Below are 15,777 nucleotides of genomic sequence, written 5' to 3'. Positions count from 1 at the left end.
AGGGGCAGCTCCACAACTATGCGGTGAACGTTTTTTGCTTTCGATAGACATTGGGGGTCTCCCCGGTATATGCTCTGAACTTTTTATAAAACCAGTCTGTATCCGTATATCCAACCTCGCTGGCAATTTCGTAAATCCGCAAATTGGTGGATATCAACAGCAGCTTGGCTTTTTCCATCCGCTGCTGCATTAAATAATGATTAAAGGACACGTTCTCTTCCATTTTGAATTTTTGACCAAGATACGCACAATTAAAATGAAGCAAGTCGGAAATCCTCTTTAGTGTAATGTCACTGCTCAGGTGATCGAGCACATAAGCTTTTACCATCTTGATCACTTGGCTGGAATGCACGTGCTTGCCTTCCAAATGAACCAGCGATCTGAAGGCAGAAGGAAGTCTCTTCGCGGGCTCCGAATCAAGCCTGGACTTGAGCCGATCCAGACTGTTCAGGAGGGCGGAGGCATGAAACGGACCTGGCAAATAATCGCTGACCTGATATGCTAACGCTTTGCGTACAAGCCTGAAATGATCCCCTCCCCCCATGAAAAGGATCGGAATCTGACTTTTCTTTCGAATATAGTGGCATAACCACAAACCTGCAGCAGCAAATCCCCCGGTGCTCACGAGCACGACAGAAAATTCTCGACCGGCCAAAGCTGACAAGGCGGCGCACGCAGAGACTACGCAGTCTCCGATGACGTGATCGGAGTTACTGCGCCGCAGCAACTTCTGCAATTCTCCGTGCGTGTGGCCGCTGAAGTCCACAAGCAAGATGTCATGCATGAAGCAAAACCTCACTTTCGCTTGATTTGAATCTCTCTGAACCACTCTAAAACCCTCGGTCCTTAGTATGACTCATGTCTTTATTTCATTATGGGAATAAAAGAAAGCGCATACAATGTGCATCTCTTTGCGGAGGGACCATTTGTTTACCAATTCAAGCCGAAAATGCTTCAACCTGGATTCAAATTGCCAAAACCCATAGTTTGACAGGGTAAGCCCCTTTACTTTAACGGGTTGTTTGCGCTTTCATTCAAGAGCTACACTTTGATAGAAAACTGTAAAACACATTCAGGGGGGACAACGATGAGAAAAAAAACGTACATGCTGATGAGCCTGGTCCTTGTAATCATGCTGTTGATTACCGCGTGCAGCACTGGCTCCAGCGCACAGACAGAGCCGGAAACGAAGGCGCCGCAGGCGGAGCAAACTACGAATGAAACAGAACCTAAGAATGAGACATCAACGCCGGAGATGGATTTTGACATGGGGGGAAGAAAAATCAAGGTGGTTGCCTGGTGGGACATGAAAATGACCGATAGCAACCCGGATAACATTCAGCGAATCGAGAACTTGGAAGCACTGAAGAAAAAGCACAACTTTGACATCGAATACATTTCGATTGATTTTGGCGAATACCAGGAGAAGGTCGTGGCTTCCCTGATGGCGGGAGAACCGCTGGGCGACATTGTCCGGCTGGGCAAAAGCTACGCTATTCCGGCACTGACCAAGCAAGACTTGTTATGGCCCGTGGATGAGTATACCAAGAACGAAAAGGTGTTCAACCAGAAAACGACCAACGAATACATGCAGTACGAAGGTAGGGGCTACGGATTTACCGAGGATCAATCTTCATTCATCAGTGGTATTTTTTATAATCGCACACTCATGCAGGAGCTAGGTATGAAGCCCTTGCAGGAATATGTGGACGAAGATCAGTGGAACTGGGATACGTTCATTGAAGTAGCCAAAAAGGCAAACAAGGACCGCAATAACGACGGCAAGCTCGATACCTGGGGATTGGCCCAAAGGGGACTGCTTGAACCGGTGCTGTATTCCAACGAAGCCTCACTGACCAATGGTGACAAGCAAAATTTGGATGATCCAAAAACAAAAGAAGCACTGAGCTTCGTTTCCAAAATGGCTACCGAGCAAGTCGGCAGAGCCTCGGAAGGCGGGGATTGGACTGAACCGGCCACGTTCTTCCGTCAGGGCAATACGCTAATGTATTCGGGCGCCATGTACGAGATCGAAGGCATCAAAACAGATATGCAGGACTATGATATCGGCTTCCTGCCTTTCCCGAAAGGGCCAAGTGCAAGCGCGTACCACTCTGGCGAGTCGCAATATCAGGCGCTGACGATTCCAAAAGCAGTCGAGCATCCGGAGCAATTGATGTATATCTGGGAAAAAATCAATGAGATCGATTCAATCTACGATTACCCCGGACAATCGACCCTGGAGACTCACTTGGCGGACGAAGCTGACATCGAAAATGCCAGAACGGTTGCTGACGGCATGCTGGTGCTTGACCACAATACATTCCCGTCACTGCCTTTCTGGGATTTCAACGGTGAGCTGGTCGATGGTGTTTCCGTTTCAACCGTCATTGAAAAATACAAGACGCCGTTCCAGGCAGCCATCGATGAGGTATACAAGCAAAAGAAATGATGCTGTCCTCTCCGGAACGGATGCAAAGCCCTACGCACTGTCCCCGGAGAGTGACACACCATAACCATGCTCCACGCCATAAGGAAGGGGGACATATTGGAACATGCGGTCACGAAAGAAAAAAGGATTGATTCTGCTGCTCGCCATTGCGTTGATCTTCTCCATATGGAGCATTTACCCTGCGCGGGATCGCAGTCCGGGCATCGTTCAGGCGCGCGAGGATTTTGAAGCCGTGTCGGGTACAGACGATCCACGCAGCTATGAACATTATCTCTCAACGCATACAAACGCAGACATGCCGGAGCAGACCGTAAGAATCGAAGGAGAATCTTTCATTCAGGCTGCGGACGATGAGTTCGAGGTTGTCAATGGATATGCCGGACTGGACGGGAAAGCGGTCATCACCCCGGAAGTCGGCACTATCAGCTGGGAGGTCCCTGTACAGGCGAGCGGTTTATACCAGATCCGCGTTCATTATTATCCCGTCGCGGGCAAAAGCTCCGGCATTGAGCGGAAGCTGACCCTGAACGGAGAGGTTCCGTTCAGGGGAGCCGATGTGCTGATATTTGACAGGGTATGGGGGAACCGCGAAGACAGCGTGCGAAGGGATGATCGTGGCAATGATCTCAGACCACGACAGGTGGAGAAGCCCGTTTGGCAGCTTGCTACATTCAAGGACAGCGCCGGTTACTTCGAAGAGCCGTACCAGTTTTATTTTGAAAAGGGCAACCAGAAGCTGTCGCTTACCTCGCTGCGCGAAAGCATGGCGATCGATTATATCGAGCTGTACCAGGAAGAGGACATTCCATCTTACGCAGAGCTGCAGGCCACTTATGAATCGGCAGGATTGAAGCCAGCGGAAGCTGTCATGCTCAAGGTACAGGGAGAAAAGGCGGTGAGTAAATCGTCACCAACCCTTGCCCCCATTTCGGATCGGTCGAGTCCTTCACTTGAGCCCTATGATGTATCCAAAATTCGGATCAACGCCATTGGAGGCATCAACTGGAAGCTTCCCGGCGAATGGATCGAATGGGATGTAGACGTGCCGGAGTATGGCCTGTACCAGATTGCACTCAAGGTGAAACAGGATCAGCTTCGCGGCGTCTATGCCACACGAAGTCTGATGATCGACGGGAAGGTTCCATTCAAGGAAATGGAACGCATTCGCTTTAACTATAGCCCCGAATGGCAGACACGGGTTCTTGGTGAAAGCGAGCCTTACCTGTTCCAGCTCTCAAAAGGAACACATCGCTTGCGAATGACGGTTACGCTGGGCGATATCGCTCCGCTGCTGCGCACGGTGGAATCCAGCGTGCTGGATCTGAATGAGATGTACCGCAAAATTTTGATGATTACCTCTAACAATCCTGATCCTTTGAGGGATTACCAGCTGGAACAGCGCATTCCCGAGATGACCGCGGTATTCCAGCGGCAGGCCGACATTCTCCGTTCCGTTGCCGACTATTTGGAGAAGGCGACAGGTGAGCAGAGCGACAAGGTAGCCGTATTACATGCGATGGTCGTGCAGCTGGAGGATATGGCGGCAAGACCGGAAACGGTGCCCAAACGTCTGGATACCTTCAAGATCAACGTAGGCGGATTGGGGACATGGATATTATCCGTTCGTGAACAGCCCATTGCGTTGGATTACCTCTTGGTATCCTCACCGGATCAGAAGCTGCCCGAGGCTGAGGCAACTGTGCTGCAACAGATGAAGCATGAAGTGGGTGCCTACGTCGCTTCCTATACGGAGGATTATGACAGCATCGGCAACATGGAGCAGAAAAAGGATTCCATCACCGTATGGATTACAACCGGACGTGATCAGGCACAGGTGCTGAAAGGTCTGATTGATGAATCCTTTACACCGGAAACCGATATTTCGGTGCAGCTACGCCTTGTTCCGCCCAACATCCTGCTGCCTGCAACGCTGGCCGGGGAAGGCCCGGATGTGGCGATGCATATGGGCGAGGATATTCCGGTCAATTACGCGATGCGTAATGCGGCAGCCGACCTGAGCGGATTCCCGGACTTTGAGCAGGTTGCAAGCCGATTTCGCGAGAGCGGATTGACGCCTTACCGCTATAACAACGGGGTATATGCTCTTCCAGAGCAGCAGCATTTTCCGATGCTGTTCTATCGCAAGGATGTCCTCAACGAGCTTGGCTTGGAGCTGCCAAAAACGTGGCAGGACGTCTATAATGCCATCTCGGTGCTGCAAAAGCACAATATGGAGTTCTATTTGCCAATCGAGGATACAACAAACAATGCCAACATGATACCCAACGCTACCTTCGCCATGCTGCTATACCAGAACGATGGCGAGTTCTATACGGAAGATCAAAAGGAGAGCGCGCTGAATTCAGAAATTTCCATGGATGCGTTCAAGAGGTGGACCCAATTTTATACAAATTACAAATTCCCGCTTAAAGCTGATTTTCCAAACCGCTTCCGTACTGGGGAGATGCCGCTTGGTATCGCGGATTACACAACCTATAACATGTTGACCGTTATGGCGCCCGAGATCCGCAATCTGTGGGACTTCACCATCGTTCCGGGCACGCAGCTGGAGGATGGTTCCGTAAGGCATGAGGTGGCAAGCACGACGAGTGCAGTCATGATGCTGGAAAACGCAAAGAACAAGGAGGCTGCATGGTCGTTCATGAAATGGTGGACCGACAAGCAGACCCAGATTGAATATGGCAGGGAAATGGAGGGACTGATGGGAGCAGCGGCGCGTTATCCGACCGCCAACATCGAGGCATTAGAGCAGTTGCCCTGGCCGGTCAAGGATTATCAAAACCTAGAGCAGCAGTGGGAGTGGGTAGAGGGCATTCCCCAGGTTCCCGGTGGATATTTCACGGGCCGACATCTCGACAACGCGTTCCGTAAGGTGGTCAATGCAAACGAGAATCCGCGTGAAGCCTTGTCCGATTATGTTCTGTACATCGACGATGAGATCGAGCTCAAGCGCAAGGAATTTAATCTGAAGTAGAAGGAAGGGAGGGTAACGGTTGCAGGCAGAAATCACCAAGACACCCGCTGCGCCTGCCATCAACGCTAGGCAAGCGAGCAGGTGGTCCCTTTTGAAAAGGGATTTGTACCTAAGCAGACACTATTACGTACTGATGGCACCGTTTATGCTGATCTTTTTCTTGTTTACGGTCATTCCGGTCGGACTCTCGCTGGGCCTCAGTTTTTTTCACTTCAATATGCTGGAGCTGCCCCGATTTGTCGGCTGGCAAAATTACTCGCGGCTGTTCCTGAACGACGATGTTTTTTTGATCGCCCTTAAAAATACACTGCTATTTGCCGTTATTACGGGTCCAGTCAGCTATATTGCCTGCTTTTTGTTTGCGTGGATCATCAACGAGCTGTCGCCCAAAATTCGGGCCATCATGACGCTTGTGTTCTATGCACCTTCCATTTCAGGCAACGTTTTTTTCATCTGGCTGATCATTTTTTCGGGAGACAGCTATGGATATATGAACGGCTTTCTGATGCGCCTCGGCGTTATTCTGGAGCCAATCCTGTGGCTTGCAAATGAGAAGTACGTGCTGGCGATCGTCATCCTCGTACAGCTGTGGCTCAGCCTTGGCACGAGCTTTCTCGCCTTTATTGCGGGTCTCCAGACCATCGACCGATCGCTGGTTGAAGCGGGCACTGTGGATGGCATCAAAAACCGCTGGCAGGAGCTATGGTACATTACACTGCCTTCCATGAGACCGCAGCTTATGTTCGGCGCAGTGATGCAAATTACAGCCTCGTTCGCCGTCGCCGAAATCTCCATCGCGCTGGCTGGCTTTCCAAGCGTCAACTATGCGGCACATACCGTCGTAACACATCTGATGGACTACGGCACCATCCGTTTCGAGATGGGCTATGCGTCCGCCATTGCGACTGTTTTGTTCGCCATGATGCTCGGAACGAACATACTGACACAAAAAATGCTGAGAAAGATAGGTGAATGACATGACCAGCAAGGTACGCGCCGTCTTCGGCATGTCCAGAAAACTGAATCGGTCATTTACCGTCAGCCTGATGTTGTTTGCACTGCTGGCTCTGTTTGGTTCATTCATGGTATTGCCGCTGATCTACACGGTTAACAATGCCTTCAAACCGCTGGATGAGCTGTTTATTTTTCCGCCGCGCTTTTGGGTGAACAATCCGACGACAGAAAATTTTGCAGACCTGATCAATCTGATGGGTAACTCCTGGGTTCCTTTAACCAGATACATTGCCAATACGCTGATTATTACGCTGCTCGGAACGGCAGGCCATATTCTGCTGGCTTCCGCAGCCGCATACCCGCTGGCCAAATACCGGTTTCCCGGTTCAAAGGTGCTGTTTACCATCGTCATCCTGTCCCTGATGTTCTCACCACACGTCACGGCGATTCCAAACTACATGGTGATGTCCTGGCTAGGATGGATCAATACACATGCGTCCATTATTGTCCCTTCGCTCGCCTTTTCCCTGGGTCTCTTCCTGATGAAGCAGTTCATGGAGCAGATTCCAGATGCACTGCTGGAGGCCGCAAAAATCGACGGGGCCAACGAATACCGGATATTCTGGAGTATCGTGATGCCCAATGTGAAGCCAGCCTGGCTCACGCTTATGATTTTACAGTTTCCGGCGTTGTGGGGGACCGATGGCGGAAGCTTCATTTACAGTGAAAATCTGAAAACACTGCATTATGCGCTCAGTCAAATTATCCAGGGAGGAATTGCCCGTGCAGGCGTCGGCGCTGCGGTAGCGCTTCTGCTCATGATCGTGCCGATCGTCCTGTTCATCATCTCCCAGAGCAGTGTCATGCAGACAATGGCAACTTCCGGTATGAAAGAGTAGAAGGGGGGCAGCGACATATTGAAAAGCATGTGGAAAAAATGCGGATGGCTCACGATGGGCCTTGCCTGCCTCCTGTGCTTGGGAAATGCGGCGGCAACGGCTTTTGCCGATGGTCAAACGGACGCGTACAACTACTCCTACTGGGGAGAAGCGGTTCGCTCTCCTGCCGCGTATGAGGCAACCCGAATAGTGACAGGCACGGAGCTGAAGATTGGCACATTCAAAGAACCGAACGACATGCATGTCACAGCCGATGAGCGGGTTTACGTGCTGGATTCGGGCAACAGTCGAATCGTCGAGCTGGATCGGGAATTGAAGCTGAGACGAGTTATCGATTCATTTGATCATGACGGACAGAAGGATTATTTCAAAAATCCGCAGGGATTGTATGTATCCGGCAATGGGCAGCTGCTCGTTGCGGATTCGGATCATCAGCGGGTGGTTCATCTGGATGAGCAGGGGCAGTTGATCAAAATTGTGGAGCAGCCGCAATCCGACCTGCTGAAAGCGGACTTTCAATTCAAGCCGCTCCGGGTTGTTATGGATAAAGGCGAACGGATTTACGTCATGGCTGAAGGTGTTTTTGACGGCTTCATGGAGTTTAATTCCGACGGTTCCTTTGCCTCGTTTATCGGAGCCAACAGGGTATCGGTCGACCCGGTGGAGTATCTTTGGAAACGATTCGCAACCCGTCAACAGCGCAGCCAGATGGTCATGTTCACACCAACCGAGTTCACCAATATGGACATTGACGAAGAAGGATTCATCTATGCAACGAGCGGGGACCAGAAGGGATTACCGATTAAGAAACTGAATGCGCAGGGCGCGGACATCCTGAGAAGGGAAGGCTACTATCCGCCGCAGGGGGATTTGTTGTACACCAATGAGAAAGGGCCTTCCCGGCTGGTTGATGTGGACGTGGGGGACAGCGATATGTATTCCGTGCTTGATGCCAAGATGGGGCGAGTGTTTACCTATAACGGAGATGGATATTTGCTCCACATGTTCGGAGGCATCGGCAACCGGTTGGGACAATTCAACACTCCTGTTTCGCTGGAGCGTGCAGGAGACCGCATGCTTGTGCTGGACAAAGCGCTCGGCGAGATCACTGTATTTCAAACGACAGAATATGGACGCACACTGCATGAAGCGGTGCGAAGCTATTTCAACGGAGACGAGAAAGGATCTGCGGCAAGCTTTGCGAAAGCGGCAGATATGAATGCCAATCTTGAATACGCCTACGCAGGAATCGGAAAAGCGCTGCTGCGTCAGAAGGATTATGCAGAATCTGCGCAATATTTTAAGCGAAGCATGGAACGGGAAGGGTATTCCAAAGCATTTCTTCTGTTTCGCAAAGAGCTGCTCCGCGAGCATTTCTCATGGATCATGTCGGGACTGTTTCTGATTGTTGCCGTGCTGGTAACCGTGACCATCGTTCGCAGACAGAGAAGGGGGACAACAAATGCAGGCATCAAGTAGACAGCTGATCCAATATCCGCTGCATCTCATATTTCATCCGTTTGACGGGTATTGGGAACTGAAATACGAGCGGAATCAGAGAACAACGCTGATGATCGCATTGGCCATTTTGGGTTTGTTGACAATAACAACGATCCTTCAGGCCCAATACAGTGGCTTCCTGGTTAATTTCAATAACCCGAAACGATTGAACAGCCTGCTGGAAATGGTCTATGTCATTGTTCCGGTGCTGTTCTGGTGTACAGCGAACTGGTCGCTCACCACGCTTATGGACGGAGAGGGCAAATTCTCGGAAATTTTCATGTCCACGTGTTTTGCACTGGTTCCGCTGATTTTGATTCAGTTTCCTTGGATTTGGCTCAGCCTGATCATTTCCGGGCAGGAAACCGCCTTTTATTATTTCTTTAACATGGCTGCCACGGCTTGGACGGTATACCTGTTATTTGTCGGCAATATGACGGTGCATCAATACTCACCCGCCAAAACGGTGCTGACCATGCTTCTGACGTTGGTTGCCATGGCCTTCATGGCATTTCTCTGCCTGCTGTTCTTCAGTCTGGTGCAGCAGATTGTGTCCTTTGCAGCCACCATCTATCAGGAACTTGTACTCCGGGGCTAAGGAAGGAGAATGGAGATGAATTTGTACGTGGCTAAAAAAATGATCGCGATCCTGCTCGTATTCGGCCTGCTTCTTGGCGGGTGTCAGCCCGCTTCCATGCCTGAACCCAGGATGTCTGCGAGCTCGGATGAACAAGCGGAAGTGCCTGCGCTGCCGCCCGGAGAGAAGCTGGCCTCATCCTTCAACGATACACGTCTTCCGGGCATGATCGGGCTTGCCCAGAATGAAGCGCTGCAGCTGTTCATCCAGGAAGAGACAGCCGAGATTGCGGTGATTCACAAGCAGAGCGGGCAGATCTGGCGCAGCAATCCGGAAAAGCGCAAATTGGATACGCTTGCGGCGGGCATCAACAAGGACCTGCTGTCTTCGCAGGCCAAGCTCAGCTTTTATAACAGTCTGGGACAGAGCAGCTCGGTTAACTCCTATACGGATAGTGTAGCCCACCAGCAGATAAGCTACGAAGTATTGCCAAATGGCGTTCGGGTGAACTACGAGTTTGGCAGTAATGAGAGCTCCATAGAGGATTTGCCTGTGAAAATCAGCAAGGAGCGCTTCGAGCAGAAGCTGCTTGCCGCGCTCGATAAGGCCGGGCAGCGTGCCTTAAAGGTCGGCTATGCCGAGGACAAGGACGAAGGCGTCTACGTCCGAATCGACAAGGCGATGCAGGGACTTCAGCTAACGCGTGCCCTCAAGGCTTTTGAGACAGCCGGTTACACACCAGAGGACCTTGAACTGGACAATGTCGAGCATGGCATCGAGCAGGAAAAAAGCGGACCACGCATGTTTATGTTATCCATCGAATACGAGCTGGATGACGAAACACTGGTCGTACGCGTGCCGGCATCCGGCATTCATTTTCCCGAGCAATATCCGATCAATAGCATATCGGTGCTGGATTATTTCGGTGCTGGTGCAGCGGACGAAGAAGGTTCCCTGTTTGTACCCGACGGTTCGGGAGCACTCATTCATTTCAACAATGGCAAGGTTCAATATCCCGCCTATCAGCAGGACGTGTATGGACCGGACCTGACGATGAAGCTTCGTGAAGTGGACTCGACTGAGGAAAAGGCCAGGCTGCCGGTTTTCGGACTGATTCACTCGGGCGGTGCGTTCCTGGGCATCATCGAGGAAGGTGCGGCTACAGCCGTTGTTAATGCGGATATCAGCGGAAAACTGAATAGCTACAACAATGTGTATCCAAGCTTTTACGTTGTGAACAAAAGTGATGTGACGCTTCAGGCGAGCGACATGGTACGGACACTGCCCAAGTTCCAGAAGAAGCCGACGGCATCCGATTTTGTCGTTCGTTACGCCTTTGCCGGAGCAGAGGATGCGTCCTATTCCGGTCTTGCCTCTCTGTACCGGGATTATTTAACCCGGACGGACGGCCTTCCGCCGAAGCAAACGGCTGAGGGAGAAAAGGGCATTCCGTTTTACCTGAAGCTTGTCGGCAGTATGACCACCCAAAAACACCTGCTGGGTATACCTTACGAATCGAATGAGGCGTTGACCACGTTTGAAGAGGCGCAGCAAATCTTGTCCGAGCTCAAAGAAAAACACGTATCCAACATTCAGGTGCGCTACGCGGGCTGGTTCAACGGAGGACTCCTTCATCGTTTGCCGGATTCCATCAAGGTGGATGGGGCGGTGGGAGGACGTAAAGGCATGCAGGCATTTAGCGACTATACCCGTGAGGCCGGGATCGGCTTTTATCCTGATATAGCGGTCCTAAACGTGCATGCGAAGAGCGGCTTCAAGCCTTCCTCGGAAGCTTCCCGAACACTCACGCAGGAGCCAGCGGTTCTATATCCGATGGACCCGGCAACACAGCGGCGTGACCGGGATCGACAACCGGTATATATCCTTTCTCCAAACCTGCTGGGTGATGTGACCGAAGACATGCTAAAAGCACTCCAGCCATATGAGACAGGCGGCTTGTCTATGCGTGATCTGGCCGAGCAGCTGAATAGCGATATGAATCCGAAAAAACTGCTGGACCGAACCGGAGCGCAAGTTGCTGTCACGGAGGCATTGAAGCAAATTACACAGCAGGGGATGCCTCTTGTGGCGGAGGGTGGGAATGCTTATGCGCTGCCATATGTGACGGGGTTGACGGATGCGCCGATGTCCAGCAGCCACTTCAAGCTGGAGGATGAAGAGATTCCGTTCTTCCAACTGGTTGTTCACGGTGGCATCAGCTACACCGGAGCAGCCTACAATCTGTCAACGTATACCGATGCAAGACAATATGTGTTGAAGCTTGTTGAGTATGGAGCAAGCCCCTACTTCACATGGTTCAACGCGCCGAACCATGTCGTGAAGGAAACGGATTACGACGATCTGTACGCCGCCCATTACGAGCAGTGGATGGACCTGGCAGCCGAGATGTATGAAGAGGTCAATCAGGCCAATCGTTCATTCGCCGGGCTGAACATGGTCGCACACGAGAAGCTGGCTGAAGGGGTATTTCAAACGACATACGAAAACGGAGGCTTCGCTCTGGTGAATTATAACGACTTCCCCGTGGAGGCAGCAGGCCGAACCGTAGAAGCCAAAAGTTACGTGACAGGTGGTGAGCAGCTCTGAAAGCGCTACTGAAACGAAAGTGGGGACGCCGAACCTATGCTCAGCAGAAGGCGGCCTGGGGAGTGATCTATGTGCTTCCCTGGCTTATCGGCTTTGTCCTGTTCTTCTTTGTTCCGCTGCTGGCTTCCCTGCGCTACAGCCTGAGTTCAATTCAGGCGAACGCGCAGGGCATATCCATCCAGTTCACAGGTCTCGCCAACTATATTCAGGCGCTGACGGTCAATACCAGCTTCAACCGAGCGCTGATCGGATCCATAACGGATGTATTCGTCAATGTGCCGCTCATCGTTATATTCAGCCTGTTCCTTGCCGTCATTCTCAATCAGAAGTTTCCGGGGCGGGCCATAGCGCGGTCAATCTTTTTTCTGCCGGTGATTTTGGCATCAGGCGTCATCATGGCACTGGAAAGCACCAGTCTGATCGAGGCCGTTAACCAGAGCAGTATGGGTGGCAGTGCCCTGGGCACATTTGAGATCGAAAACCTGATGCTGGACGCGGGGCTGGGCGAGTGGGTTGTCATGTATCTGAGCGGCGCCGTAGATCGCATTTATCAGATCGTCAGTCAATCAGGCGTGCAGATTCTTATCTTTTTGGCAGGCATCCAAACCATATCGCCCCAGCTGTACGAGGCATCCAAAATGGAAGGGGCTACGGGGTATGAAGCCTTTTGGAAAATTACGATCCCTATGGTCAGCCCACTTATTTTCGTTAACGTGATCTATACCATTGTCGATTCCTTTGCCAACAATGCTATGACTACCCTCATTCGTGATACAGGCTTTGTCAAATTTGATTTTGGACTGAGTTCAGCCATGGCGTGGGTGTACTTCGTGGCAATTGCCGTCATTCTGGTCATCGTATCACTTATTTTCTCCAAACGTGTCTTCTATCAAGATTAGAAAGGGGGTTGACCGGGTTGATGATTTCAAGGTTGCTGTCACTTGAGCAGTGGAAGAGCTGGCTGTGGTCCGTTGTGCGGTTCACGCTGATTACCGGGCTCTCCTTCGTGATCCTGTTTCCGATATTTCAGAAAATATCGACGTCCATCAAGGATAAGAGCGACCTGTATTCGGCCGTCGTGGTCTGGATTCCGCAAAATTTCTCCATCGAGAATTTCAAGCAGGCCATTCGTGTTATGGATTATTGGGCCACCTTGCTCAATACGTTTGCACTGTCTGCAACAACGACCATTTTGACGACGCTCTCCTGCGCACTCGCTGGATACGGGTTTGCCCGCTTGAAATTCAAAGGGAGCAATCTGTTGTTTGCGGGAGTCATCCTGACCATTCTAGTTCCGCCAACGACCATCCTGATTCCGGTGTACCTGAATTTGAAGAGCTTTGATCTGATGGGACTGATGACGCTGATCGCTGGCAAACCCGCAAATCTGCTGAATACGTACTGGCCGTTTATTCTGACTGCCATAACGGCCAATTCGCTCAAGGCAGGGCTGTATATTTTCATCTTCCGCCAGTTTTTCAGAGGCATTCCCAAGGAAGTGGAGGAAGCGGCTTACGTTGATGGTGCTGGCATCAGCCGCACTTTTGCACGCATCATGCTGCCCAATGCGATACCGTCGATTGTTACGGTGCTGTTATTTTCCTTCGTTTGGCAATGGAATGACAGCTTCTATACGACAACCTATCTGACGTCCAGCAAAGTGATGTCCACCCAGCTGTCCTCGCTACCGTATAATCTGGCCCAGCAGGTAAGCGATGGTGCATCCAAAGCCGATCCTTTTTATCTAAGCATGATACAGGATACCGGGATTTTACTGGCCATCTTGCCTTTGATCATCATCTACCTGTTTGTACAGCGTTATTTCGTGGAGAGTGTTGAACGCACGGGCATCGTTGGATGATGCTTCTCCATCAGAAGGGCTACGAAGGCGAGCCCAATATAGTTCAGTGAAGGAGGTGATGCCGTCTGTTTTCACGTTTGACCATTCAAGCTCAGGAGGGATTATGTTGAAGAAGATGTTGAATTACTGTAAATTTATGCTCATTCTGGCTTTGCTGCTGTCCATCACGCCACTCGGATCGGGTCGCGCGGACGCGTGGGTTGGCATGCCTATGGGCAAGCTTCACGTCAGTGGGAAAAATCTAGTGAACAGCAGTAACCAACCCGTCGTAATGAGTGGCTGGCATCAGCCCTCAGGAGCCTACTGGACCTACCAGAACAGCAACTATTATCTCACTCGAAACGGCAACAACCGCCATGCCGCTACATTGGCTTATCTGAAAGACATTACCGATACATTTACAAGTACAAGTCCTAAATACGGAAGCAGCCACGGCTGGAATATGAATCAGATTCGTCTGTTCATTGACCGCGAGGACATGGGAGACGTAGCAGCAGGCACTTATAATTTTGCTGGTGTACAAACTGTAACGCAGAACGTCATTATCCCTTATATCCAATATGCAAAAACGAAAGGTGTCTATGTTACACTCGGACTTGACTTCACATTGAAGGATGATCAAGCTACGACCGCAGCCAATCTGCAAAAGTTCAATCAAATCTGGGGTTATCTCGCTTCTCGCCCGGAAATTAAAAGCGCAGACAACGTACACTTTGAGCTAATCAATGAGCCGGTTAAATCGTATGCTAACGGACATTGGGGCGGCTACAACGGCGAGAACGACTTTGTGGATCACTGGAATGATCTGCGCAATTTCCAGAACTCCATCATCTCAACCATCCGCAGCCAAGGCGCAGATAATGTTATCTGGGCCGCTGGTTTGGGGTACAACCAATTCTATAGTCTGACAGCAAGCCATCCCTTAACAGACTCTTTGAACAATTACGGTTATGCCGTTCACTGGTATCCGGGGTACGGAGCGCATGACAACATGTCGATTCTGCAAGATCAGTGGAATACGAATGTGAAGGCTGCGGCTGATAAATATCCGATTAACATCACCGAAGTCACGTGGTTCAAAACGAAGCCGGGCGATTCCGAATACTGGAATCTGTTCAACGGTAGTAATGAAGGTTTTGGCAACAATACGAAGACCATTTTCAACGCGGCAGGCAATGTCAGCATTGCAGCACATATGAACGGCTTCATTTTGGATGCCGGGGAACGAAGCTCCTTTGCCGATCCAACGGCAGGCCTGAAATGGGACGGTGATGCTTCACGAAGCGCGATGGGACGTTTTCTGTTCAATTGGTTCTATGAACGGGCACAGTCTTACCCGAACGGTGGCACTCCATCAACCGGATTGACACCGGGGGCAACCTACAAGATCGTGGCAAGACATTCGAGTAAGGTTATTGATGTACCGGGTGGGGTAAATGAGAGCAATTTGCAGCTTCAGCAATGGTCTGATCTGGGCGGCAATCCTCAAAAGTGGGTCCTGACCCAGATTGCTAGTGGAATTTACAGTTTGACGAGTGTAAATTCGCCCGATAAGGTCATCGACATTCGTAATGGGACAAGTAACAACGGAGAGGCAGTACAACTCATGAGCAATTTGAATACCACCGCGCAGCATTTTAAAATCAACGATCTGGGCAATGGCTATTGGAGTATTATAAACGTCAACAGCAATAAGGCCATAGAGGTCGCAGGCTCCTCAACGGCAGACGGTGCCAAATTACAGCAAAACGGTTTTACAAACGCAACCAATCAGCAATGGAAATTTGTCGCAGTTAACAATTAAGATGTATCTCCAAAAGCCCGGCTTAGCAAATTTAAGCAAGGCTTTTGGAGTATACCTGAAGTTTATTAGCGTGCTTCATAAAACGCTTCAGTGACCCAATTAAAACCTTTGTTGATGGAAAGGATGAC

Annotated in this window: 11 protein-coding genes; 10 read left to right on the top strand and 1 reads right to left on the bottom strand. The window is 50.7% G+C overall.

What is annotated here, in order from left to right; translation table 11 throughout:
* Positions 1-16: 16 nt before the first annotated feature.
* Complete coding sequence (locus tag PTQ21_RS22080) at positions 17-784, bottom strand: helix-turn-helix transcriptional regulator (RefSeq protein WP_079693666.1); 768 nt, start codon at positions 782-784, stop codon at positions 17-19.
* Between the two features lie 303 nt (positions 785-1,087).
* On the opposite strand from PTQ21_RS22080, the gene PTQ21_RS22075 reads away from it, so the two are divergent.
* From PTQ21_RS22075 to PTQ21_RS22030, 10 genes are all read left to right on the top strand, one after another.
* Positions 1,088-2,452, top strand: a complete 1,365-nt coding sequence (locus PTQ21_RS22075) for an extracellular solute-binding protein (RefSeq protein WP_064637823.1) — start codon at positions 1,088-1,090, stop codon at positions 2,450-2,452.
* Positions 2,453-2,555: 103 nt separating this feature from the next.
* The gene (locus tag PTQ21_RS22070) at positions 2,556-5,447 is read left to right on the top strand and encodes an extracellular solute-binding protein (RefSeq protein WP_274567157.1); all 2,892 of its coding nucleotides are present in this window, start codon (positions 2,556-2,558) and stop codon (positions 5,445-5,447) included.
* A gap of 19 nt (positions 5,448-5,466) precedes the next feature.
* Entirely contained in the window at positions 5,467-6,423 is a 957-nt protein-coding gene (locus tag PTQ21_RS22065) for a carbohydrate ABC transporter permease (protein WP_072733036.1), read from the top strand.
* Position 6,424: 1 nt separating this feature from the next.
* The gene (locus PTQ21_RS22060) at positions 6,425-7,300 is read left to right on the top strand and encodes a carbohydrate ABC transporter permease (RefSeq protein ID WP_063567966.1); all 876 of its coding nucleotides are present in this window, start codon (positions 6,425-6,427) and stop codon (positions 7,298-7,300) included.
* Between the two features lie 27 nt (positions 7,301-7,327).
* On the top strand, positions 7,328-8,779 hold the full coding sequence (locus PTQ21_RS22055; protein ID WP_420800340.1) for an SMP-30/gluconolactonase/LRE family protein: 1,452 nt from the start codon (positions 7,328-7,330) through the stop codon (positions 8,777-8,779).
* Complete coding sequence (locus PTQ21_RS22050) at positions 8,763-9,398, top strand: Yip1 family protein (RefSeq protein WP_090995372.1); 636 nt, start codon at positions 8,763-8,765, stop codon at positions 9,396-9,398. The genes PTQ21_RS22055 and PTQ21_RS22050 overlap by 17 nt, the downstream gene beginning before the upstream one ends.
* Before the next feature lie 27 nt (positions 9,399-9,425).
* Positions 9,426-11,984: a DUF5696 domain-containing protein gene (locus tag PTQ21_RS22045; RefSeq protein ID WP_338020288.1), complete on the top strand. Its 2,559-nt coding sequence runs from the start codon at positions 9,426-9,428 to the stop codon at positions 11,982-11,984.
* Positions 11,981-12,883 (top strand): carbohydrate ABC transporter permease, encoded by a 903-nt coding sequence (locus PTQ21_RS22040; RefSeq protein ID WP_274570546.1) that lies wholly within the window; start codon positions 11,981-11,983, stop codon positions 12,881-12,883. The genes PTQ21_RS22045 and PTQ21_RS22040 overlap by 4 nt, the downstream gene beginning before the upstream one ends.
* A gap of 17 nt (positions 12,884-12,900) precedes the next feature.
* Positions 12,901-13,845 (top strand): carbohydrate ABC transporter permease, encoded by a 945-nt coding sequence (locus tag PTQ21_RS22035; protein ID WP_090806673.1) that lies wholly within the window; start codon positions 12,901-12,903, stop codon positions 13,843-13,845.
* A gap of 103 nt (positions 13,846-13,948) precedes the next feature.
* Positions 13,949-15,649, top strand: a complete 1,701-nt coding sequence (locus PTQ21_RS22030) for an RICIN domain-containing protein (RefSeq protein WP_274567151.1) — start codon at positions 13,949-13,951, stop codon at positions 15,647-15,649.
* Positions 15,650-15,777: the final 128 nt, after the last annotated feature.

Source organism: Paenibacillus marchantiae (assembly GCF_028771845.1).
In the GTDB taxonomy this organism is placed as follows: Bacteria; Bacillota; Bacilli; order Paenibacillales; family Paenibacillaceae; genus Paenibacillus; species Paenibacillus marchantiae.
The sequence above is the reverse complement of the archived record's forward strand: the minus strand, read 5'-3'. Positions and strand labels throughout refer to the sequence as shown.

Bases quoted from the DNA above. Each gene is read 5' to 3' on its own strand.
- PTQ21_RS22080 (WP_079693666.1), bottom strand. From the start codon at position 784: ATGCATGACATCTTGCTTGTGGACTTCAGCGGCCACACGCACGGAGAA.
- PTQ21_RS22055 (WP_420800340.1), top strand. From the start codon at position 7,328: ATGTGGAAAAAATGCGGATGGCTCACGATGGGCCTTGCCTGCCTCCTG.
- PTQ21_RS22070 (WP_274567157.1), top strand. From the start codon at position 2,556: ATGCGGTCACGAAAGAAAAAAGGATTGATTCTGCTGCTCGCCATTGCG.
- PTQ21_RS22030 (WP_274567151.1), top strand. From the start codon at position 13,949: ATGTTGAAGAAGATGTTGAATTACTGTAAATTTATGCTCATTCTGGCT.
- PTQ21_RS22075 (WP_064637823.1), top strand. From the start codon at position 1,088: ATGAGAAAAAAAACGTACATGCTGATGAGCCTGGTCCTTGTAATCATG.
- PTQ21_RS22050 (WP_090995372.1), top strand. From the start codon at position 8,763: ATGCAGGCATCAAGTAGACAGCTGATCCAATATCCGCTGCATCTCATA.
- PTQ21_RS22060 (WP_063567966.1), top strand. From the start codon at position 6,425: ATGACCAGCAAGGTACGCGCCGTCTTCGGCATGTCCAGAAAACTGAAT.